A 20325-nucleotide genomic window follows, 5' to 3' on the forward strand; every position below is an offset into this window, starting at 1 on the left:
GCCCGAACTGCCCTCTTCGCGATAAAGGAAGGCGACCGTCGGCCGGGGTGTGCGAAGGTGAGAGCGTCGTCCTGCCGAGCCCCCAGGATCACCCTTCCTGGGGGCTTTGGCGCGTACGGCGCCAGCACTCGTCCACCCCGTCGGAGGGGTACCCGTATGTTCCTGACCATCACCACCACCGGCACTCCAGCGCGTCCGGCCACCGACCTCGGCTTCCTGCTGCACAAGCATCCCGATCGGGCTCAGGCGTTCCCCACCTCCTACGGCACGGCGCACGTCCTCTACCCCGCGGCGGACGACGAGCGCTGCACGGCCGCGCTGCTGCTGGAGGTCGACGCCGTGGCGCTGGTGCGCAAGGGCAGGGGCAAGGGCCGCGGCGGCGCCCCCGACGCGGCGCTCGCACAGTACGTCAACGATCGCCCGTACGCGGCCTCCTCACTGCTCGCGGTGGCCCTGAGCAGCGTGTTCTCCAGCGCGATGAAGGGCGTCTGCGCGGCGCGGCCCGAACGCGCGGGCATGGCAATGCCGTTGCGGATCGAGGTACCGGCGCTGCCCGCGCGCGGCGGCGCTGATCTCGTACGCCGCCTGTTCGAACCGCTCGGCTGGACGGTCACCGCCGAACCGGTGGCGCTGGACGCCGAGTTCCCGGAATGGGGCGACTCCCGCTACGTGGGCCTTGTGCTGGAGTCCTCGGAACTGACGCTGGCCGAGGCCCTGCGCCATCTCTACGTCCTCCTGCCGGTGCTCGACGACGCCAAGCACTACTGGGTCTCCGTTGACGAGGTCGACAAGCTGCTGCGAGCCGGTGAGGGCTGGCTGCCCGACCACCCCGAGCAGCAGTTGATCACCAACCGTTATCTGTCGCGTCGCTGGTCCCTGACCCGGCAGGTGAGGGAACGCCTGGAACTGGTACGCCTGGCCCAGGCGGACGACAGCGAGGTCGAGGAGATCGACAACGCGGTCGAGGAGATCCGCGACGCGGCCGGAGAGGAGTCCGGCGCCGAGGAAGTGACCCAGGCCGAGGAGGCGACCGGGGCCGGCAAGGAGACCGGGACGCAGGAGAGGACGCCGTCCCTCGCCATGCAGCGGCGGGACGCCATCGCCGCGGCGCTCCGGGCCTTTGATGCCGGACGGGTCCTCGACCTCGGCTGCGGACAGGGCCAGTTGGTACAGGAACTGCTCAAGGACCCGCGGTTCACGGAGATCGTGGGCGTCGACGTGTCGATGCGGGCGCTCACCATCGCCTCGCGGCGGCTGAAGCTGGACCGCATGGGGGAGCGGCAGGCGTCGCGCGTCACGCTGGTCCAGGGCTCGCTCACCTACACCGACAACCGGCTCAAGGGGTATGACGCCGCCGTGCTGAGCGAGGTCGTCGAGCACGTCGACCTGCCCCGGCTGTCCGCCCTGGAGTACGCGGTGTTCGGCTCGGCCCGCCCCCGCACGGTGCTCGTGACGACCCCGAACGTCGAGTACAACGTCCGCTGGGAGACCCTCCCGGCCGGCCACGCCCGCCACGGCGACCACCGCTTCGAATGGACGCGGGAGGAGTTCCGGACCTGGGCACGTCAGGTCGCCGAACGGCACGGCTACATCGTGGAGTTCACGCCCGTGGGCCCCGACGACCCCGAGGTGGGACCGCCCACGCAGATGGCCACGTTCGAACGGAACGCGGCCACGCTCGCCACGAAGGAGGAGAAGACGGCATGACCGAGACCAAGGGGCGCACCCTGCCCGTCACCGACCTCTCCCTCGTGGTCCTGATCGGCGCGTCCGGATCGGGCAAGTCGACCTTCGCCCGCCGGCACTTCAAGCCGACCGAGATCCTCTCCTCGGACTTCTGCCGCGGCCTGGTGGCCGACGACGAGAACGCCCAGAGCGCCAGCCGCGACGCCTTCGACGTGCTGCACTACATCGCGGGCAAGCGCCTCGCGGCGGGCCGCCGTACGGTCGTCGACGCGACCAGTGTGCAGCAGGACAGCCGCCGTCAGCTGATCGAGCTGGCCAAGCAGTACGACGTGCTGCCCATCGCGATCGTGCTCGACGTACCGGAGGAGGTGTGCGCCGAGCGCAACGCGGCCCGCACCGACCGGGCCGACATGCCGCGCCGGGTCATCCGGCGGCACACGCGCGAACTGCGCCGCTCCCTCAGGCATCTGGAGCGGGAGGGCTTCCGCAAGGTGCACATCCTGCGGGGCGTGGAGGAGGTCGAGAACGCGACGGTCGTGACCGAGAAGCGCTTCAACGACCTGACCCATCTCACCGGTCCCTTCGACATCATCGGTGACATCCACGGCTGCTCGTCGGAACTGGAGGCGCTGCTGGGCAAGCTCGGCTATGCCGACGGCGCGCACCCGGAGGGCCGCACGGCCGTCTTCGTCGGCGACCTGGTGGACCGCGGCCCGGACAGCCCGGGCGTCCTGCGCCGGGTCATGTCGATGGTGGCGTCGGGCAACGCGCTGTGCGTGCCGGGCAACCACGAGAACAAGTACGGGCGTCACCTCAGGGGCCGCAAGGTCCAGCCCACGCACGGACTCGCCGAGACGATCGAGCAGATGGAGGGCGAGAGCGAGGAGTTCAGGCAGCAGGTACGGGAGTTCATCGGCGGCCTGGTCAGCCACTACGTCCTCGACGGCGGCCGGCTGGTCGTCTGCCACGCCGGCCTGCCCGAGAAGTACCACGGCCGCACCTCCGGCCGGGTCCGCTCACACGCGCTGTACGGCGACACCACGGGGGAGACGGACGAGTTCGGCCTGCCGGTGCGCTACCCGTGGGCGGAGGACTACCGGGGTCGTGCGGCAGTGGTGTACGGCCACACACCCGTCCCGCAGGCCACCTGGCTGAACAACACCATCTGCCTGGACACAGGCGCCGTCTTCGGCGGCCGGCTGACCGCGCTGCGCTGGCCGGAGCGAGAGCTGGTCGACGTACCGGCCGAGCGGGTCTGGTACGAGCCGACCCGGCCACTGGCCACGGAGGCACCCGGCGGCCAGGACGGCCGACCGCTCGATCTGGCGGACGTGCACGGCCGCAGGGTGGTCCAGACGCGGCACGCGGGCCGGGTCTCGGTCCGGGAGGAGAACGCGGCGGCGGCCCTGGAGGTCATGAGCCGTTTCGCGGTGGACCCGCGCCTGCTGCCGTACCTGCCGCCGACGATGGCGCCGACCGCGACCTCGTGCGTCGAGGGCTATCTGGAGCACCCGGCCGAGGCGTTCGCGCAGTACCGGGAGGACGGGGTCGCGCGGGTCGTGTGCGAGGAGAAGCACATGGGATCGCGAGCGGTGGCCCTGGTGTGCCGGGACGCGGAGGCGGCGCGCCGTCACTTCGGTGTGGACGGCCCGACCGGCTCGCTGTACACGCGCACCGGACGGCCGTTCCTCGACGACGCGGCGATGACGGAGGAGATCCTGGGCCGGCTGCGGGAGGCCGTGTCGTCGGCGGACCTGTGGCGGGAGCTGGAGACGGACTGGGTGCTGCTGGACGCGGAGCTGATGCCGTGGTCGTTGAAGGCGTCCGGGCTGCTGCGCACCCAGTACGCGGCGGTCGGCGCCGCGTCCGGGGCGGCGTTCCCGGGGGCGCTGGCCGCGCTCGAGGAGGCGGCGGTACGCGGCGTCGACGTACGGGAGCTGCTGGCGAGACAGCGTGACAGGGCGTCGGCCGCGGGGGCGTTCACCAAGGCCTACCGTCGCTACTGCTGGCCGACGCGCGGTCTGGACGGCGTCCACCTGGCCCCCTTCCAGATCCTGGCGGTGCAGGGCCGCAGCCTGGCGTCCGTACCGCACGACGAGCAACTGGCGCTGATCGACCGGATGGTCGAGCACGACGGGAGCGGGCTGCTGCAGACGACACGCCGGCTGTTCGTGGACACCGGCGACCCGGAGTCGGTGCGCGCGGGTGTCGACTGGTGGCTGGAGATGACGGGGCGCGGCGGCGAGGGGATGGTCGTCAAGCCGGTGCAGGCGGTGGTACGCAGTGCCGCGGGCCGCCTGGTGCAGCCGGGCATCAAGTGCCGTGGCCGCGAGTACCTGCGGATCATCTACGGTCCGGAGTACACCCGCCCCGAGAACCTGGCGCGTCTGCGGCAGCGGTTCCTGAACCACAAGCGGTCGCTGGCGATCCGCGAGTACGCGCTCGGGCTGGAGGCCCTGGACCGGCTGGCGGAGGGCGAGCCGCTGTGGCGGGTGCACGAGGCGGTGTTCGCGGTGCTGGCGCTGGAGTCGGAGCCGGTGGACCCCCGTCTGTGACGGGACCGCCGGCGGGCCGCCCCTCACCCACTCCAGCGCGGGCGTTCCCCTGCGCGGCCGCAGCACCGCGCAGGGGACACGGACCGGAAACCGGGGATCCGATTTCGTCATGAAGACGAAATCAAACGGTCCGGTTCGTGCCGAACGGAGGATGAACGCGTGCCTGGAAGGTCAGGATGAAGGCATGGGACTCCATGTCGACTCCGAGGCCGGGCGGCTGCGCCGCGTCATCCTGCACAGGCCGGATCTCGAACTCAAAAGGCTCACCCCGAGCAACAAGGACGCGCTCCTCTTCGACGACGTGCTGTGGGTACGGCGGGCGCGCGCGGAGCACGACGGGTTCGCCGACGTGCTCCGCGACCGCGGGGTCGCCGTCCATCTCTTCGGTGATCTGCTCACCGAAGCCCTGGAGATCCCGGCGGCCAGATCCCTCGTCCTGAGCCGGGTCTTCGACGAGAAGGAGTACGGGCCGCTCGCCACCGACCATCTCCGCGCCGCCTTCGAGACCCTGCCCGCCACCGCGCTCGCCGAGGTCCTCGTCGGCGGTATGACCAAGCGGGAGTTCCTGGACGCCCACCCGGAGCCCACCTCGGTGCGGTTCCATGTGATGGACCTGGACGACTTCCTCCTCGGGCCTCTGCCCAACCACCTCTTCACCCGTGACACCTCCGCCTGGATCTACGACGGTGTCTCCATCAACGCCATGCGCTGGCCGGCGCGGCAGCGCGAGACCGTCCACTTCGAGGCGATCTACCGGTACCACCCGCTCTTCCGGGACGAGGCCTTCCAAGTCTGGTCCGAGGGGCAGGCCGACTATCCGTCCACCATCGAGGGCGGGGACGTGCTGGTCATCGGCAACGGCGCGGTGCTCATCGGTATGAGCGAGCGCACCACGCCCCAGGCCGTCGAGATGCTCGCGCACAAGCTCTTCGCCGCCGGGTCGGCCCGGACCATCGTCGCGCTGGACATGCCCAAGCGGCGCGCCTTCATGCATCTCGACACCGTGATGACCATGGTCGACGGCGACACCTTCACCCAGTACGCGGGGCTCGGCATGCTCCGCTCGTACACCATCGAGCCGGGCGCCGAAGAGAAGGAGCTGAAGGTCACCGATCATCCTCCGGAGCACATGCACCGCGCGATCGCCGCCGCGCTCGGCCTGGACGAGGTGCGGGTGCTGACCGCCACACAGGACGTGCACGCGGCCGAGCGGGAGCAGTGGGACGACGGATGCAATGTCCTCGCGGTCGAGCCCGGGGTCGTCGTCGCCTACGAGCGCAACTCCACCACCAACACCCACCTGCGCAAACAGGGGATCGAGGTGATAGAGATCCCCGGGAGTGAGCTGGGCCGGGGGAGGGGAGGGCCCCGGTGCATGAGCTGTCCGGTGCAGAGGGATGCCGTCACGGCATAGGCTTCGTATAGAAATGTGGAGCGTCGTATAGACTTACATTCATTCACGTGTTCGCCCTGCCTTTCGTACCCTGGAGCACCACCATGGCGACAGTTCCGACCGCCCTCGCCGGCCGCCACTTCCTCAAGGAGCTGGACTTCACCGCCGAGGAGTTCCGCGCGCTGATCGAGCTGGCCGCCGAGCTGAAGGCGGCCAAGAAGGCCGGGACGGAGACGCAGTACCTGCAGGGCAAGAACATCGCGCTGGTCTTCGAGAAGACCTCCACCCGTACGCGCTGCGCCTTCGAGGTCGCGGCCGCCGACCAGGGCGCGCACACGACGTATCTGGACCCCGTCGGTTCGCAGATCGGCCACAAGGAGTCCGTCAAGGACACCGCCCGTGTGCTCGGCCGGATGTTCGACGCGATCGAGTACCGCGGGCACGGCCAGGGCGTCGTCGAGGAGCTGGCCGCCTACGCAGGGGTGCCCGTCTACAACGGCCTCACCGACGAGTGGCACCCCACCCAGATGCTCGCCGACGTGCTCACCATGACCGAGCACAGCGACAAGCCGCTCGGTCAGATGGCCTTCGCCTACCTCGGCGACGCCCGTTACAACATGGGCAACTCCTACCTCGTCACCGGCGCCCTGCTCGGCATGGACGTCCGTATCGTCGGCCCCAGGGTGCTGTGGCCGGACGACACGATCGTCGAGGTGGCCCAGCAGCTCGCCCGTTCCTCCGGCGCCCGGGTCACGCTCACCGAGGACGTGAAGGAGGGCGTGCACGGCGCCGACTTCGTCGCCACCGATGTGTGGGTGTCGATGGGCGAGCCCAAGCAGGTCTGGGACGAGCGCATAGCGCTGCTCGGCCCGTACGCCGTGACCATGGACGTGCTGCGCGCCACCGGCAACGACGACGTGAAGTTCCTGCACTGCCTGCCGGCCTTCCACGACCTCGGCACCGACGTCGGCCGCGAGATCCACGAGCGGCACGGGCTGACCGAGCTGGAGGTCAGCGACGAGGTGTTCGAGTCCGAGCGCTCCGTCGTCTTCGACGAGGCGGAGAACCGGATGCACACGATCAAGGCGGTCCTGGTCGCCACCCTCGGCTGACCGGGCCCGCCCTCCTCGCGGCGCCCCTCCCGAAACCTCCCGAACGATCATCCCGGCGGGCTCGGAACCACCCCCTCCGTTGTCCGCCACGCGACCGCCCCCAAGGCTCTCGGCCCCTCCCCGCCCCCGGCTCCGCTCGACGTGGGGGACCCCGTGAGCGGGACCACCCCACGGTCGCCCCCCACACACCGAAAGAGCACCACCCGCATGCCCGGCTCTCCCGCCAACCGTTTCCGTATCAAGTCCCCCGAACGGCTCGTCGCCGAGGCCGGCGCCGATCTCGAAGGTCACGGCCTCAAGCGCCACATGGGCCTGTACCAGCTCGTCTGCTTCGGCATCGGCGCGATCGTCGGCACCGGCATCTTCGTCGGGCTCTCCGACTCGGTCGCCCAGGCCGGTCCCGCCGTCGTCGTCTCCTTCGTGCTCGCCGCCGTCACCTGCGTCTTCACCGCGTTCTCCTTCGCCGAGCTGGGTGGTGCGATCCCGGTCTCGGGCTCCTCGTACTCCTTCGCCTACGCGGGCCTCGGCGAGGGCACGGCCTTCCTCGTCGGCTGGTGCCTGCTCCTGGAGTACGGCATCTCGGTGTCGGCCGTCGCGGTCGGCTGGAGCCAGTACGTCAACGAACTGCTGCACAGCCTCACCGGATGGCAACTGCCCGCGGACCTCTCCGCCGGGCCGGGTGACGGCGGGGTGATCAACCTGCCCGCCGTGATCGTGATCGCCCTCGCCGCTGTCCTCCTGGTGCGCGGTGTGCGCGAGAGCGCCCGGGCCACCGCCGCGATGGCCATCCTCAAGCTCGCGATCCTCGTCGCCTTCTGCGCCATCGGCTTCACCGCCTTCAAGCACGGCAACCTGACCCCGTTCTCACCCGCCGGGCTCGGCGGCATCGGCGCAGGTACCACGGCCGCCTTCTTCTCGTACATCGGCTTCGACGCGATCACCACCGCGGGCGAGGAGGCCAGGAACCCCCGCCGCGACATCCCGGTCGCCATCCTCGTCTGCATCGGTGTGGTGACCGTGCTGTACTGCGCGGTCGCGCTCGCCGCGATCGGCGCCATCGGCGGCTCGGAGGTGGGCGGGCGGTCCGCCGCGCTGTCGTACGTCGTCAACCAGGTCACCGGCTCCACCATCGGCGGCGGCGTCATCGCCTTCGGCGCGGTCATCGCCATCGCCTCGGTCGTCCTCGCGGTGATGTACGGCCAGACCCGCATCCTCATGTCGATGTCCCGGGACGGACTCATTCCGCGGGTCTTCGAACGCGTCTCGCCGAAGACCTCGACGCCGGTGACCGGCACCCTGATCGTGGCGGTCGTCTTCGCGGTCCCGGCGGCCTTCGCCTCGCTGGACTCCGTGGTCAACCTGTGCACCATCGGCACGCTCGCCACGATGGCCGTCGTCAACATCGCGGTGATCGCCCTGCGCCGCGGCGCACCGGGCCTCGCCCGCACCTTCCGCGTGCCGCTCTACCCCGTGATGCCGCTGCTCGGCGTCGCCTTCTGCCTCTACCTGATCTACGAGACGGGCTGGACGACCTGGGTGCAGTTCGCGGTGTTCCTGGCGGCCGGATTCCTCGTGTATGTCCTCTACGGGCGGCGGCACTCGCGGCTCGTCGCGACCACGGCCGAGGTCACGCCGGACGCCACTGCCGCGGAAACACAGGCAGTCTGAACCAGACCGCCTTGCCGGACTCGGTGGGGCGGTGGCCACAGGACGAGCTGAGGCTGCGGATCAGCAGCAGGCCCCGCCCGTGCTCCTGCCACGGGTCGGGGTCCTCCTCGGCCGGGTGGGTCAGATCGCCGGGCGGCGCCGGGTCGGTGTCGTGCACCTCGACCTTGCAGCCCGTCGGCAGCAGTTCGACGACCAGCTCTATCGGGCCGTCCCCCGCGGCGTGCTCCACGGCGTTCGCGACCAGCTCCGCGGTGAGCAGTTCCGCGGTATCGCTGTCGGCCGTGTGTTCCCGCACTGTCAGCGCCGTACGGACCAGGGCACGGGCGACGGGAACCGCCGCGGCGGTCTGCGGCAGGACGATGCGCCAGAAGGCGGGCGCGGGGGGTTCGTACAAGGCGGGTCCGTTCCTGGCGCAGGGTGTCCTGCAGTGAATATGAGGGCATGGTACGGCGCGCCCCTTACGGGGTGGTCGGCGGGTTTCGTCCCGGAACCGCGGCGGTCCCGGGACGGCTGCTACCCCTACCGACGCCCCGCCCGATCCGGCAGTGCCCGTCGTTACCGGGCTGTCGAGAAGGTGTGACGTGATGCCGGATCTTCCTCCGGCCGAGGATCGTATCGCGGTATCGTGACGACGGTCACGAAGAAGTGATAGCTTCGTCTCAGAGCAGCAGTCTGGACAGCGCGCCCGTCCGAGGAGGCCGCACACCATGAGTCCCTTCACCGGCTCCGCCGCCCGCACCTCCGACTGGCGGCACCTGCGGTGCGAACGCACCGACGGGGTCGCCACCGTCACCCTGGCCCGCCCCGAGAAACTCAACGCGCTCACCTTCGGCGCCTACGCCGATCTGCGCGACCTGCTGGCCGAACTGTCCCGCGAGAAGTCCGTACGAGCCCTGGTGCTGGCCGGCGAGGGGCGCGGCTTCTGCTCCGGCGGCGACGTGGACGAGATCATCGGCGCCACGCTGTCCATGGACACCGGCCGGCTGCTCGACTTCAACCGCATGACCGGGCAGGTCGTACGAGCGGTGCGGGAGTGCCCGTTCCCGGTGATCGCGGCCGTGCACGGGGTGGCCGCGGGCGCGGGTGCGGTACTCGCGCTGGCCGCGGACTTCCGGGTGGCGGACCCCTCCGCCCGCTTCGCGTTCCTCTTCACCCAGGTCGGGCTCTCCGGCGGCGACATGGGTGCCGCCTATCTGCTGCCACGGGTCGTCGGGCTCGGGCACGCTACCCGGCTGCTCATGCTGGGCGAACCGGTGCGGGCCGCCGAGGCGGAGCGGATCGGGCTGATCAGTGAGCTGACCGAGAACGGCCGTGCCGACGAGGCCGCCCAGGCGCTGGCCCGCAGGCTCGCCGACGGCCCGGCGCTCGCCCATGCCCAGACGAAGGCCCTGCTCACCGCGGAACTGGACATGCCGCTGGCCGCCTCGGTCGAACTGGACGCCTCCACCCAGGCGCTGCTGATGACCGGCGAGGACTACGCCGAGTTCCACGCGGCCTTCGGCGAGAGGCGCGCCCCGAAATGGCGGGGGCGGTAGCCATGGCGGCGGTACGGACGCAGACGGGACGGCCGCTGCGGGTGGCCGTCATCGGCGGCGGCCCCGGCGGGCTGTACGCCGCCGCCCTGCTCAAGCGCCTCGATCCCGCCCGCGAGATCACCGTCTGGGAGCGCAACGCCCCCGACGACACCTTCGGCTTCGGTGTCGTCCTCTCCGACGAGACCCTCGGTGGCATCGAGCATGCCGACCCCGTCGTCCACGCGGCGCTGAAGGACGAGTTCGTGCGCTGGGACGACATCGACATCGTGCACCGGGGCGTGCGCCACACCTCGGGCGGCCACGGTTTCGCCGCGCTCGGCAGGCGGCGGCTGCTGCAGATCCTGCACGAGCGCTGCCGCTCGCTCGGCGTCGACCTGCGCTTTTGGACCGAGGCTCCGCATCCGGCCCGGCTCTTGGCGGAATACGACCTGGTGATCGCCGCCGACGGTGTGCACAGCGCCACGCGCGCGGCGTACGCCGAGGTGTTCCGGCCCTCGATCGAGGAGCACCGCTGCCGCTACATCTGGCTCGCCGCGGACTTCGCCTTCGACGCGTTCCGTTTCGAGATCGCCGAGACCGAGCACGGCGTCATGCAGCTGCACGGCTACCCCTACTCCCGCCCGTTTCCAGGCTCCGGGGCGCAGACTCCAGCGGGCGCCTCCACGGTGATCGTCGAGATGCGCGAGGAGGTATGGCGGGCGGCCGGGTTCGCGGAGCTGGAGCCCGCCGAGACGATCGAGCGCTGCGCCAAGATCTTCGCCGACGCGCTCCAGGGTCGGCCGCTACGGTCCAACAACTCCACCTGGACCACCTTCCGTACGGTCGTCAACGAGCACTGGTCGCACGGCAACCTGGTCCTCCTCGGCGACGCCGCGCACACCGCGCACTTCTCGATCGGCTCCGGCACCAAGCTGGCGGTGGAGGATGCGCTGGCCCTGGTCGCCTGCCTGGAGGAACACGTCTCGCTGCGCGACGCCCTGGTCGCCTACGAGGAGGAGCGGCGCCCGGTCGTCGCCTCCACCCAGCGCGCGGCCCGGGCCAGCCTTGAGTGGTTCGAGAACCTCGCCCTCTACCTCGACCAGCCCGCCCGGCAGTTCGCGTTCAACCTGCTCACCCGCAGCCGCCGGGTCACCCACGACAATCTGCGCCTGCGGGACGTCCGATTCACCGATGCGGTGGAGCGGGACTTCGGCTGCCCGCCCGGCACGCCCCCGATGTTCACCCCCTTCCGGCTGCGCGATCTGACCCTGCGCAACCGGGTGGTGGTCTCACCGATGGACATGTACTCCGCGGCCGAAGGCGTTCCGGGCGACTTCCACCTCGTCCACCTGGGCGCACGGGCGCTCGGCGGGGCAGGTCTGGTGATGACCGAGATGGTGTGCGTGAGCGCCGAGGGCCGGATCACCCCGGGCTGCGCCGGGCTCTACACCGGGCGCCAGGCCGAGGCATGGCAGCGGATCACCGGCTTCGTGCACGCGCAGGCGCCGGGTACCGCCATCGGCGTACAGCTCGGACACAGCGGCCGCAAGGGCTCCACCAAGCTGATGTGGGAGGGCATGGATGAGCCGCTTCAGGAGGGCAACTGGCCGCTCGTGGCCGCCTCCCCGCTCCCGTACAAGCCGGGGAGCCAGACACCCCACGAGCTGACCCGGGACCAACTGGTCGACATCCGCGACCAGTTCACGGCCGCCGCTGAGCGGGCCGCCCGCGCCGGATTCGACCTCCTCGAACTCCACTGCGCCCACGGATATCTGCTCTCCGGATTCCTCTCGCCGCTCACCAATCACCGTACGGACGCCTACGGTGGCACGTTGGCCAAGCGGCTCCGCTTCCCGCTGGAGGTCTTCGATGCCGTGCGGGCGGTGTGGCCCGAGCAGAAGCCCATGACCGTAAGGATCTCCGCGACCGACTGGGCCGAGGGCGGCACCACGGCCGAGGAGGCCGTCGAGATCGCCCGTGCCTTCGCCGCGCGCGGCGCGGACGCGATCGATGTGTCGACCGGGCAGGTGGTGGCCGAGGAGCGGCCGGCGTTCGGGCGCTCGTACCAGACGCCGTTCGCCGACCGGATCCGCCACGAGACCGGTGTCCCGGTGATCGCCGTGGGCGCCATCTCGTCCTGGGACGACGTCAACTCGCTGATCCTGGCTGGACGCACGGACCTGTGCGCGCTCGCCCGGCCGCATCTGTACGACCCGCACTGGACGCTGCACGCGGCGGCCGAGCAGGAATACGCAGGGCCGGGTGCGCCGTGGCCCGCGCCCTACCGCGCGGGCAGTCGGCGCCCGCAGACCGGACGCACCGACGCCCCGAAACCCCGGCTCACACTCGGAGCCTGATGTCCCCGGTAGGCAACGTTTGCCCTTGAAGGAGCGGCGTCGTGGGGGCACCTCCCGCTCTGGGGGTCCCCCCGCTCTGGGGGTCCCCCCGCTCTGGGGCACCTCCCGCTCTGGGGGTCCCCCCGCTCTGGGGGTCCCCCCGCTCTGGGGCACCTCCCGCTCTGGGGGTCCCCCCGCTCTGGGGGTCCCCCCGCTCGAGCGAAGCCGAGAGTGGGGGAGAAGCCGAGAGTGGGGGAGCGTGCCGGGCGTCGCGACGGGACGGACGGTGCCTGTCGGGGCACTGGTGTCCCGACAGGCAGGCTCATACGCCCGCGAAGACCGCTCCCGCGTCCCGTAGTCGCTCGTGCAGCGCCCGGAAGACCTCGGTCGAGCGGGCGCCCGGCCAGTCCTCGGGGAGCAGTTCGACCGGCAGCCCGGGATCGGTGTACGGCAGATGACGCCAGGAGTCCAGGGCGAGCAGATAGTCGCGGTACGCCTCCTCGGGCGGGGTGTCCTCGCGGGCTTCCCAGGCCTGCAGCACCGGCGCGTGGCGGTCGAGGAAGGCATTGTGCCGTTCGGCGATCGCATCCAGGTCCCACCAGCGTGCCACGGCCTGCGCGGTCGGCGCGAAACCGAGGTGCGCAGCGTGGAAGAAGTCCACGTACGGGTCGAGGGCCAGCCGCTGCAGGGTGTGCCGGGACTCCTCGTACAGGCGTGCCGGGGCGATCCACACCCCGGGGGCAGCCGTACCGAAGCCGAGCCCGGCGAGCCGGGAGCGCAGCAGGTGCCGCTTCTGCCGCTCCGACTCCGGCACCGAGAACACCGCGAGCACCCAGCCCTCGTCCTCGGGGGACGTCGTCGCGTACACGCGCCGGTCGCCGTCTTCGAGCAGTTGCCGCGCGTCGGGGGACAGCGCGTACCCGGCCGCGCCCGCCGCCGTGCGCTCCGGTACGAGCAGCCCGCGCCGCTTCAGCCGCGACACCGACGACCGTACGGAGGGCGCGTCGACGCCGACCGCGGCGAGCAGCCGGATCAGCTCGGCCACCGGCACCGGGCCGGTGGCGAAACGGCCGTACGCGCCGTAGAACGTGACGATGAGGGACCGGGGAGCGTGCTGATCGGACACGGTGATCACTGTAGATCGCCGCGTCAGTGATCACCTTCCGCGGGTGCGGACTTGACGCCCGCACCGGCGTCCGCGTTCTGGTCCAGGGCGCGGTCCCCGCGCAGCCGGAAGCGCTGGAGCTTGCCCGTCGCCGTGCGGGGCAGCGCGTCCACGAAGAGGAACTCGCGCGGGCACTTGTACGGTGCGAGCTCGGCCGTCAGGAACGCGCGTAACGCCTCCGGGTCGCGGGGCGCGCCCGCCCGGAGCACGAGGTACGCCACCACGATCTGCCCGCGGGCCTCGTCCGGCCGCCCGACGACCGCCGTCTCGATGACGTCGGGGTGGCGCAGCAGGGTGTCCTCGACCTCGGGTCCGGCGATGTTGTAGCCGGCCGAGATGATCATGTCGTCGGCGCGTGCGACATAGCGGAAGTAGCCGTCGGGTTCACGGACGTAGGTGTCGCCGGTGACGTTCCAGCCGCCCCGCACGTACTGCCGTTGCCGCGGGTCGGCGAGATAGCGGCAGCCGACCGGTCCGCGCACCGCGAGCAGTCCCGGTTCGCCGTCGGGCAGGGGCGTGCCGTTCGCGTCCTGCACCCGCGCCTGCCAGCCCGGTACCGGAACTCCCGTGGTTCCCGGGCGGATCCGGTCGTCCGCGGCGGAGATGAAGATGTGCAGCAGCTCGGTGGCGCCGATGCCGTTGATGACGCGCAGCCCGGTGCGCTCGTGCCAGGCACGCCAGGTCGCGGCGGGCAGGTTCTCGCCGGCCGACACACAGCGTCGCAGCGACGTGATGTCGGACCCGTCCAGTTCGTCGAGCATCGTGCGATACGCGGTCGGCGCGGTGAACAGCACGGATACACGGTGCTCGGCGATCGCGGGCAGCAGCTGCCGGGGGCCTGCCTGTTCGAGCAGCAGGGCGCTGGCGCCGGCCCGCAGCGGGAAGATCACGAGCCCGCCGAGCCCGAAGGTGAAGCCGAGCGGAGGGCTGCCCGCGAAGACGTCGTCCGGGCGCGGCCTGAGGACATGCCGGGAGAAGGTGTCCGCGATGGCGAGCAGATCGCGGTGGAAGTGCACACAGCCCTTCGGACGACCGGTGGTGCCCGAGGTGAAGGCGATCAGCGCGACGTCGTCCGCCGCCGTGTCCACGGGGGCGTACGGCTCCTCGGGGGCCGGCAGGCGCAGCAGGTCGTCGGAGGTGTCACCGCCGTATGGGGTGATGCGCAGCCCGGGGACCTCGGCCTTGACCAGGTCGTCGACCGCGCGGACGTCACACAGTGCGTGGCCGACCTGGGCGATCGCGCATATGGTGCGCAGCTCGTGCGGACGCTGCTGGGCCAGCACGGTGACGGCGACCGCGCCCGCCTTGAGCGCCGCGAGCCAGCACGCGGCCAGCCAGGGGGTGGTGGGACCGCGCAGCAGGACCCGATTGCCCGGCACGACGCCGAGGCGGGAAGTGAGCGCGTGGGCGATCCGGTCGACGCGGGCGCGAAGCTCCCCGTACGTCCACACCTCACCGTCCGCGGTACGGAAGGCGGGGCGCCCGGGGGCGGTGTGGGCGAGCAGCTCGACGGCGGCGTTCAGCCGTTCGGGGTAGCGCAGCTCGGGCAGGTCGAAGCGTAGCTCGGGCCACTGTTCGGGGGGCGGGAGGTGGTCGCGCGCGAAGGTGTCGAGATGGGCGGTGCGGGTGGCCTCGGCCGGCTTCGGTGCCGGCGCGGGGTCCGCGGTGTCCGTGGCGCTTGCGGCGTCCCTCTGGTCCATGGCGGTTCGCCCCCTCGTCGTGGTGGGCTCGCGCATCGAGCGTATCGTGTTGGTGACGACAGTCAATGGTTCGCGATACGGTCGGACGAACAGCCCGTACACCCCCGGTGCGCCGACGGGGAGAGGGGACCGGCCATGACCGCATTCTCACTCGACCCAGCGCGTACCGCCTGGCGCGCCGAGCTGCGCGAGGCGGCCGAGCAACGACTGCGACCGCTCGCGGAGAAGGGCGAGCCGGGCCGCGTCAACCACGCACTCGTCGCCGAACTCGGCCGACTCGGGCTGCTGGAACGTCTGTTCACCTCCGGCGCGCTCGACCTGTGCCTGATGCGGGAGTCCCTCGCATACGCCTGCACCGAGGCGGAGACGGCGCTCGCCCTGCAGGGACTGGGCGCGCATCCCGTGCACGCGTACGGCACACCGGCCCAGCGCGCCCGCTGGCTTCCCGGTGTCCGCGCCGGTTCCACCGTGGCGGCCTTCGCCCTGACCGAGCCGGGCGCAGGCTCGGACGCGGGGGCGCTCGCCCTGCGGGCGGAGCCCGACGGCCCGGCGCCTGCCGGGCGCGACGTTCCGAGGGATGCGGGCGGCGGGGACGCCGGGCCTGCCACGTCGGCAGGCCCGGACGACGGCGGCTTCGTGCGCGCCGAGCGCGACGGCCGCCTCGGTTGGCGGCTCACCGGCGAGAAGTGCTGGATCTCCAACGCGCCCGAGGCCGACTTCTACACCGTCTTCGCGCGCACCACCCCCGGTGCGGGCTCCCGCGGCGTGACCGCCTTTCTGGTGCCCGCCGACCGTCCGGGGCTGACCGGCACCCCGCTCGACATGCTCTCCGCGCATCCCATCGGAGCCCTCGCCTTCGACGGCGTGCCCGTCACGACAGACGACATCCTCGGCGAGCCCGACCGCGGCTTCCGGGTCGCCATGGGCACCCTCAACCTCTTCCGTCCCAGCGTCGGTGCCTTCGCCGTCGGCATGGCGCAGGCGGCCCTGGACGCGACACTCGTCCACACCGCAGGGCGGCACGCCTTCGGCGGCAGACTGAAGGACCTCCAGGCCGTCTCCCACCGTGTCGCCGAGATGGCCCTGCGCACCGAGGCGGCCCGCCTCATGGTCTACGCGGCGGCGACCGCGTACGACGCGGGCGACCCGGACGTACCGAAGCGCTCTGCCATGGCGAAGCTGCTCGCCACCGAGACCGCACAGTACGTCGTCGACGCCGCCGTCCAGTTGCACGGCGCCCGCGCCCTGCGCCGCGGCCACCTCCTCGAACACCTCTACCGCGAGGTGCGTGCACCCCGGATCTACGAGGGCGCGAGCGAAGTCCAACGCGGCATCATCGCCAAGGAGTTGTACGCCACCGTGGAGGCCCCGTGACCACCGAGCACACCGACCCGCCCACCCTCTCGCGCGTCAACCCGCCCACCCTCTCCCCGCCCTCGGGCTTCTCGCACGCCGTCGTCGCCACCGGGTCCCGCGTGGTGTTCCTGGCCGGCCAGACCGCCCTCGACACGGACGGCAAGGTGGTCGGCGACACCCTGCCCGAGCAGTTCGAGCAGGCCCTGGCCAATCTGCTCGGCGCGCTGCGCGCCGCCGGCGGCACCCCCACCGACCTCGCCCGCATCACCGTCTACGCGACCGACGTGGCCGCCTACCGCATCCACGCGCGCGAACTCGGTGGCATCTGGCGGAGACTTGCCGGCCGCGACTACCCCGCGATGGCCGTCGTGGGGATCACCCGCCTCTGGGACGAGGAGGCCCTCGTGGAACTCGACGGCTTCGCCGTGCTCGCGTAGGCCTGCGGGGCTACGCCGGCACGGCGATCACCGCCGGTGCCGCAGACGTGGCGGCAGGCCGGACACCCCATAGGCGGCCGGGCCGGACTCGCCACCGAAGGGGTGAAGATCACACCCCAGCGCCCGGTGTCCCGGTACCTGTGGAATTCCCCATTCCAGGAGGTATTCCCATGTCCTTGCGCCACGTTGCCGGCGCGGTCGTCGGCGCCACCCTGCTTCTGGGCGCCGCCCCCGCCGCGGGCGCTTCCTCCGACCCGTACGGCCGACTGACGATCGACAGGATCGGACATCTCACCCGCGGCGCGATCACCCTCTCCGGCACCTACCGCTGTCTGCGGAGCAGCGGTCCCGTCTTCGTCTCCTCCTCGGTCTCCCAGGGCGACCCCCGAGTGCGCCACGGCGTCGGCGGCTCCTTGGCGGTCTGTGACGGCACCAGGCATCGCTGGACCAATTCGGCGGGGAGCTACGGCATGTACCGACGAGGCCGGGCGCATGTCGAGGCAACCGTGATGGAGCTGAGCGCCACCGGACTGCCACTGCCCCACTTCCACGCGGTCCGACGCCAGGACGTCACGCTGGTCAGGGGCTGAGCCCCAAGCGACCCCCGGCCGCGCTCCCACGGGCGGACCCGGAACCCGCTCCCGGTTCCGCCGCGCCCTGCCACCCTGGACGCCCTGTCTCGAGGGCGCCCTGCGGCGGCCGTCGTACGGAAAACACGCAGAGGTGAGTTGAAGGCTGATCAGCACTACATCCGAGTGGCCAGGTTCCCCGTCACAGTTCGTCTGCCGGACCCTTGCCCGCGAGGGCCCGGCGGCCCACTGATCACTCAAAAGAACCGGGCGCCGCGACAACCGCGGCCAGGTGTGCGGAATTTCACGAACCTGGATTTCCACCCTCCCATTCTGTGAACAGCGATTGATCTCCGCGTCGGCTCACGCCGGGCTTTTGCTCAATCGACGAGCCCCGCGCACCTGTTGGCCCCCTCGGTCGGTCCGGTGAGCCTTCCGGGCGCCGAGCAACGTGCGGGGCGCAGGGATGCCGCACGTCAGCCCGCATGTGCAGCGCTGACGGGTCGGCACGTCCTTGAGTACCTGATCCACTTGTCTGCCGCAGGCCGCGCGGGTCGATTTCCGATATGTCCGGCAGATTGCTCTGTCGGCGCATGGTTCTTGTGCGCCAGTGACTTTATTCACGGTTTGCGATATCCACACCGCGATCACAACCGACCGCAATATCCGCACTCCCTCCACAAGTCGACGAGGAACGCCGCCAAGTGGGTCGGGTGGAAAACTCCCTGAGGTTGCTCGAGGCGCCGGAATAGTGATTCGATCACGTCTGAAAGCGGTGACTGGCAGTCACCATACGGCTCTGTGCCTACATTCCCCCGACGCTTGAGATCGTCGGTTCCGGGCGCGGCAAGATGAGAACCGGAGGGAGCAACGTGGGTTGCTCACACGCCGTAGAATGTCCACTTTTCCCCCTGCTCAGGGAGAGTTTGCGGGGTTGGCGCGACTACTACTGCGACAGTGCGCATCAGTGGCAGGACTGTGCTCGCTATCGGACGTCACTCACCGGCGAGCCCGTGCCGATCAGTCTGCTGCCGAATGGAGCCACCGCGCGGCACCTCGAAGGCGCGGCCGGTGCGAACCGGCGTGGCCCGGCCCATCCGGCGCAGGCGCAGCCACAGATGCCCCAACAGGCTCCGCCGCCACAAACCGATCCGTGGTCACAGGAGACCGGGGCGTGGACCCAGCCGACACCGGCCGGGCCACCTGAGTCGTGGCAACCCTGGACCGCGGCGCAGCAGGACATGACCCCGTTCGGGGCAACGCCCGCGTCAGCACCGGTCCGGCCTCAGCCGCCGTCACCGTCCGCACGGATTCCCCAACGCCCGGACCGCACCGCTCGCTCCGCGCAGCAGGCGCCCAGCCCCAAGCGCGGCTGGTGGGCTCGACTCGTCGACTGGATGAGAGGTCCGGCATGAGTTCCTACTGGCCCTGGTGGGCGGGCGCTGTCGGGCTCGCTCTGGTCACCATCAACTACGCCCTCACCGCCGATCGGTCCTTCGGGGTGTCGTCGGCCTGGGACCGCGTGCTGCACTGGCGCAGGGAACGCCGTCTCGAGCGGGCGGAGGAGGAGTTCGCCGACGAGCAGGCGCTCGTCGACGCGCTCTCCGCAGCCACCGCGGAGCACTTCGGAACCGCCCCCGGCGCACCCATCGCGCCGCAGGCTCCGTACGGTGAGCCGCAGGTTCCTTACGGTCAGGCTCCGTACGGTGAGCCGCAACCCCCCTACGGTCAGGGTCAGTACGGCGCGATGCAGACCCCGTACGGCGCCCCGCAGACCCCGTACGGCGCGATGCAGGCTCCGTACGGCGCGGCGCAGGCGCCGGCCCCGGCCGTGGAACCGGCGGCGGACGAGAGTTCCTCCGCCACGAACCGGCGCCCGGCCCCGCTGGTCACCCAGGCCGCCCTGCTGGTGTCGATCTTCATCGGCGGACTGATCGCCTCGGTCGCTTCCGGGCGGTTCGAACTCCGCTACGACATGGGCCCGGGCTTCCGGGACCTGGTGACCGGCGATCCCCTCATCATGGTCGTGCTGTTGTTCCTGGGGGGCGTGCTGGTGGGCTTCGGCACCCGGCTGGCCGGCGGGTGCAGTTCCGGCCACGGACTCAACGGCTGCGGTCGGCTGCAGCCGGTCAGCATCGTCGCGACCGCCGTGTTCTTCGGCACCGCCGCCGGGGTGTCGTTCCTGTTGTGGAAGGTGATCTGATGCGCACCCGAGGCGCGATCCTGCTGGCCAACATCATCACCGGGTTGGCCCTCGGCTTCACTGTCAGCAATATCGGCTTCGTCGACTACGCCGAGCTGAACCGCATGTTCACCTTCCAGGACCTGCGGATGCTGCTGTCGTTCGGCGGCGCCGTCGTGATCATCGCGTGCGTGTTCGCCGTGCTGCGGGTCCGCCGCACGCCGGGACGTATCCACGCCGGCGTGATCCCCGGTGCGGTGCTGTTCGGCATAGGCTGGGCGATCTCGGGCGGGTGCCCGGCCATTCCGATCGCCCAGGTCGCCGGCGGCTACCTGCCCGCCCTGGTCACCATCGTCGGCGTTGCGGTCGGCATCCGGCTGTGCCGCTGGGCCAGCGCCCGGTACTTCCGACTCGACCGCGGCTCCTGCGGGTTGTAACGACGGCGACGTCACCGGCTCGGGCCGGGTCCGGACTGTTCCGAGAGGCGCCGCCGCACCCCCTGCAGACCCAGAGCGCATGGTTCCCGAGGACCGCTCGTCGTGTGCATGGTCGTCGCCGGGGCCGCACCGGGGTCAGGGCCATATCAATCGCCCGGGGCCTTGGCAATGACATGCCGACCGGGCCGGCAGCCGGTGAAGGGAGGAAAGCCACC

The 20325-nt window shown here is 71.1% G+C and carries 15 protein-coding genes; 12 read left to right on the forward strand and 3 right to left on the reverse strand.

What is annotated here, in order from left to right; translation table 11 throughout:
* Window positions 1–156: 156 nt before the first annotated feature.
* The 5 genes from BIV24_RS11085 (at window position 157) to BIV24_RS11105 (ending at window position 8414) form a co-directional block, all read left to right on the forward strand.
* Complete coding sequence (locus BIV24_RS11085; RefSeq protein WP_071366076.1) at window positions 157–1707, forward strand: 3' terminal RNA ribose 2'-O-methyltransferase Hen1; 1551 nt, start codon at window positions 157–159, stop codon at window positions 1705–1707.
* Entirely contained in the window at window positions 1704–4241 is a 2538-nt protein-coding gene (locus BIV24_RS11090; protein WP_071366077.1) for a polynucleotide kinase-phosphatase, read from the forward strand. The genes BIV24_RS11085 and BIV24_RS11090 overlap by 4 nt, the downstream gene beginning before the upstream one ends.
* Window positions 4242–4425: 184 nt before the next feature.
* A complete protein-coding gene (locus tag BIV24_RS11095) occupies window positions 4426–5655 on the forward strand; it encodes an arginine deiminase (protein ID WP_071366078.1) in 1230 nt (409 codons plus the stop codon).
* Between the two features lie 83 nt (window positions 5656–5738).
* Window positions 5739–6746, forward strand: coding sequence for an ornithine carbamoyltransferase (argF, locus tag BIV24_RS11100; RefSeq protein ID WP_071366092.1), 1008 nt, complete (start codon window positions 5739–5741; stop codon window positions 6744–6746).
* 207 nt (window positions 6747–6953) lie between these two features.
* On the forward strand, window positions 6954–8414 hold the full coding sequence (locus tag BIV24_RS11105) for an amino acid permease (protein WP_071366079.1): 1461 nt from the start codon (window positions 6954–6956) through the stop codon (window positions 8412–8414).
* On the opposite strand, the gene BIV24_RS11110 is transcribed toward BIV24_RS11105, so the two are convergent.
* Window positions 8374–8808 (reverse strand): ATP-binding protein, encoded by a 435-nt coding sequence (locus tag BIV24_RS11110; RefSeq protein ID WP_245766755.1) that lies wholly within the window; start codon window positions 8806–8808, stop codon window positions 8374–8376. The genes BIV24_RS11105 and BIV24_RS11110 overlap by 41 nt on opposite strands.
* A 313-nt stretch (window positions 8809–9121) precedes the next feature.
* Here BIV24_RS11110 and BIV24_RS11115 point away from each other — a divergent pair, with 313 nt between their 5' ends.
* Together BIV24_RS11115 and BIV24_RS11120 are read left to right on the forward strand one after the other, a co-directional pair.
* Window positions 9122–9949 (forward strand): enoyl-CoA hydratase family protein, encoded by an 828-nt coding sequence (locus BIV24_RS11115; RefSeq protein ID WP_071366080.1) that lies wholly within the window; start codon window positions 9122–9124, stop codon window positions 9947–9949.
* Complete coding sequence (locus tag BIV24_RS11120; RefSeq protein WP_071366081.1) at window positions 9934–12285, forward strand: bifunctional salicylyl-CoA 5-hydroxylase/oxidoreductase; 2352 nt, start codon at window positions 9934–9936, stop codon at window positions 12283–12285. Before BIV24_RS11115 ends, BIV24_RS11120 begins: the two co-directional genes overlap by 16 nt.
* 301 nt (window positions 12286–12586) lie before the next feature.
* Here the strand turns inward: BIV24_RS11120 and BIV24_RS11125 are convergent, their stop codons facing one another.
* Both BIV24_RS11125 and BIV24_RS11130 read right to left on the reverse strand, forming a co-directional pair.
* Window positions 12587–13399, reverse strand: coding sequence for a PaaX family transcriptional regulator (locus BIV24_RS11125; RefSeq protein WP_071366082.1), 813 nt, complete (start codon window positions 13397–13399; stop codon window positions 12587–12589).
* Window positions 13400–13413: 14 nt separating this feature from the next.
* Window positions 13414–15165 carry an AMP-binding protein gene (locus tag BIV24_RS11130; RefSeq protein ID WP_177198683.1) on the reverse strand — a complete coding sequence of 584 codons (1752 nt, stop codon included), beginning with the start codon at window positions 15163–15165 and terminating at the stop codon, window positions 13414–13416.
* 99 nt (window positions 15166–15264) lie between these two features.
* On the opposite strand from BIV24_RS11130, the gene BIV24_RS11135 reads away from it, so the two are divergent.
* The 5 genes from BIV24_RS11135 (at window position 15265) to BIV24_RS11160 (ending at window position 20110) form a co-directional block, all read left to right on the forward strand.
* The gene (locus tag BIV24_RS11135; RefSeq protein ID WP_071366083.1) at window positions 15265–16503 is read left to right on the forward strand and encodes an acyl-CoA dehydrogenase family protein; all 1239 of its coding nucleotides are present in this window, start codon (window positions 15265–15267) and stop codon (window positions 16501–16503) included.
* A complete protein-coding gene (locus tag BIV24_RS11140; protein ID WP_071366084.1) occupies window positions 16500–16922 on the forward strand; it encodes a RidA family protein in 423 nt (140 codons plus the stop codon). The genes BIV24_RS11135 and BIV24_RS11140 overlap by 4 nt, the downstream gene beginning before the upstream one ends.
* 170 nt (window positions 16923–17092) lie before the next feature.
* Complete coding sequence (locus BIV24_RS11145; RefSeq protein WP_071366085.1) at window positions 17093–17512, forward strand: DUF6299 family protein; 420 nt, start codon at window positions 17093–17095, stop codon at window positions 17510–17512.
* Between the two features lie 1390 nt (window positions 17513–18902).
* The gene (locus tag BIV24_RS35225) at window positions 18903–19694 is read left to right on the forward strand and encodes a YeeE/YedE thiosulfate transporter family protein (RefSeq protein ID WP_245766756.1); all 792 of its coding nucleotides are present in this window, start codon (window positions 18903–18905) and stop codon (window positions 19692–19694) included.
* Window positions 19694–20110, forward strand: a complete 417-nt coding sequence (locus BIV24_RS11160) for a YeeE/YedE thiosulfate transporter family protein (protein WP_071366086.1) — start codon at window positions 19694–19696, stop codon at window positions 20108–20110. The genes BIV24_RS35225 and BIV24_RS11160 overlap by 1 nt, the downstream gene beginning before the upstream one ends.
* Window positions 20111–20325 lie beyond the last annotated feature (215 nt).

The organism is Streptomyces colonosanans (genome assembly GCF_001866645.1).
Classification (GTDB): domain Bacteria; phylum Actinomycetota; class Actinomycetes; order Streptomycetales; family Streptomycetaceae; genus Streptomyces; species Streptomyces colonosanans.

Bases quoted from the DNA above. Each gene is read 5' to 3' on its own strand.
- argF (WP_071366092.1), top strand. From the start codon at position 5,739: ATGGCGACAGTTCCGACCGCCCTCGCCGGCCGCCACTTCCTCAAGGAG.
- BIV24_RS11135 (WP_071366083.1), top strand. From the start codon at position 15,265: ATGACCGCATTCTCACTCGACCCAGCGCGTACCGCCTGGCGCGCCGAG.
- BIV24_RS11120 (WP_071366081.1), top strand. From the start codon at position 9,934: ATGGCGGGGGCGGTAGCCATGGCGGCGGTACGGACGCAGACGGGACGG.
- BIV24_RS11090 (WP_071366077.1), top strand. From the start codon at position 1,704: ATGACCGAGACCAAGGGGCGCACCCTGCCCGTCACCGACCTCTCCCTC.
- BIV24_RS11145 (WP_071366085.1), top strand. From the start codon at position 17,093: ATGTCCTTGCGCCACGTTGCCGGCGCGGTCGTCGGCGCCACCCTGCTT.
- BIV24_RS11105 (WP_071366079.1), top strand. From the start codon at position 6,954: ATGCCCGGCTCTCCCGCCAACCGTTTCCGTATCAAGTCCCCCGAACGG.
- BIV24_RS11085 (WP_071366076.1), top strand. From the start codon at position 157: ATGTTCCTGACCATCACCACCACCGGCACTCCAGCGCGTCCGGCCACC.
- BIV24_RS11160 (WP_071366086.1), top strand. From the start codon at position 19,694: ATGCGCACCCGAGGCGCGATCCTGCTGGCCAACATCATCACCGGGTTG.
- BIV24_RS11115 (WP_071366080.1), top strand. From the start codon at position 9,122: ATGAGTCCCTTCACCGGCTCCGCCGCCCGCACCTCCGACTGGCGGCAC.
- BIV24_RS35225 (WP_245766756.1), top strand. From the start codon at position 18,903: ATGAGTTCCTACTGGCCCTGGTGGGCGGGCGCTGTCGGGCTCGCTCTG.
- BIV24_RS11130 (WP_177198683.1), bottom strand. From the start codon at position 15,165: ATGCGCGAGCCCACCACGACGAGGGGGCGAACCGCCATGGACCAGAGG.
- BIV24_RS11095 (WP_071366078.1), top strand. From the start codon at position 4,426: ATGGGACTCCATGTCGACTCCGAGGCCGGGCGGCTGCGCCGCGTCATC.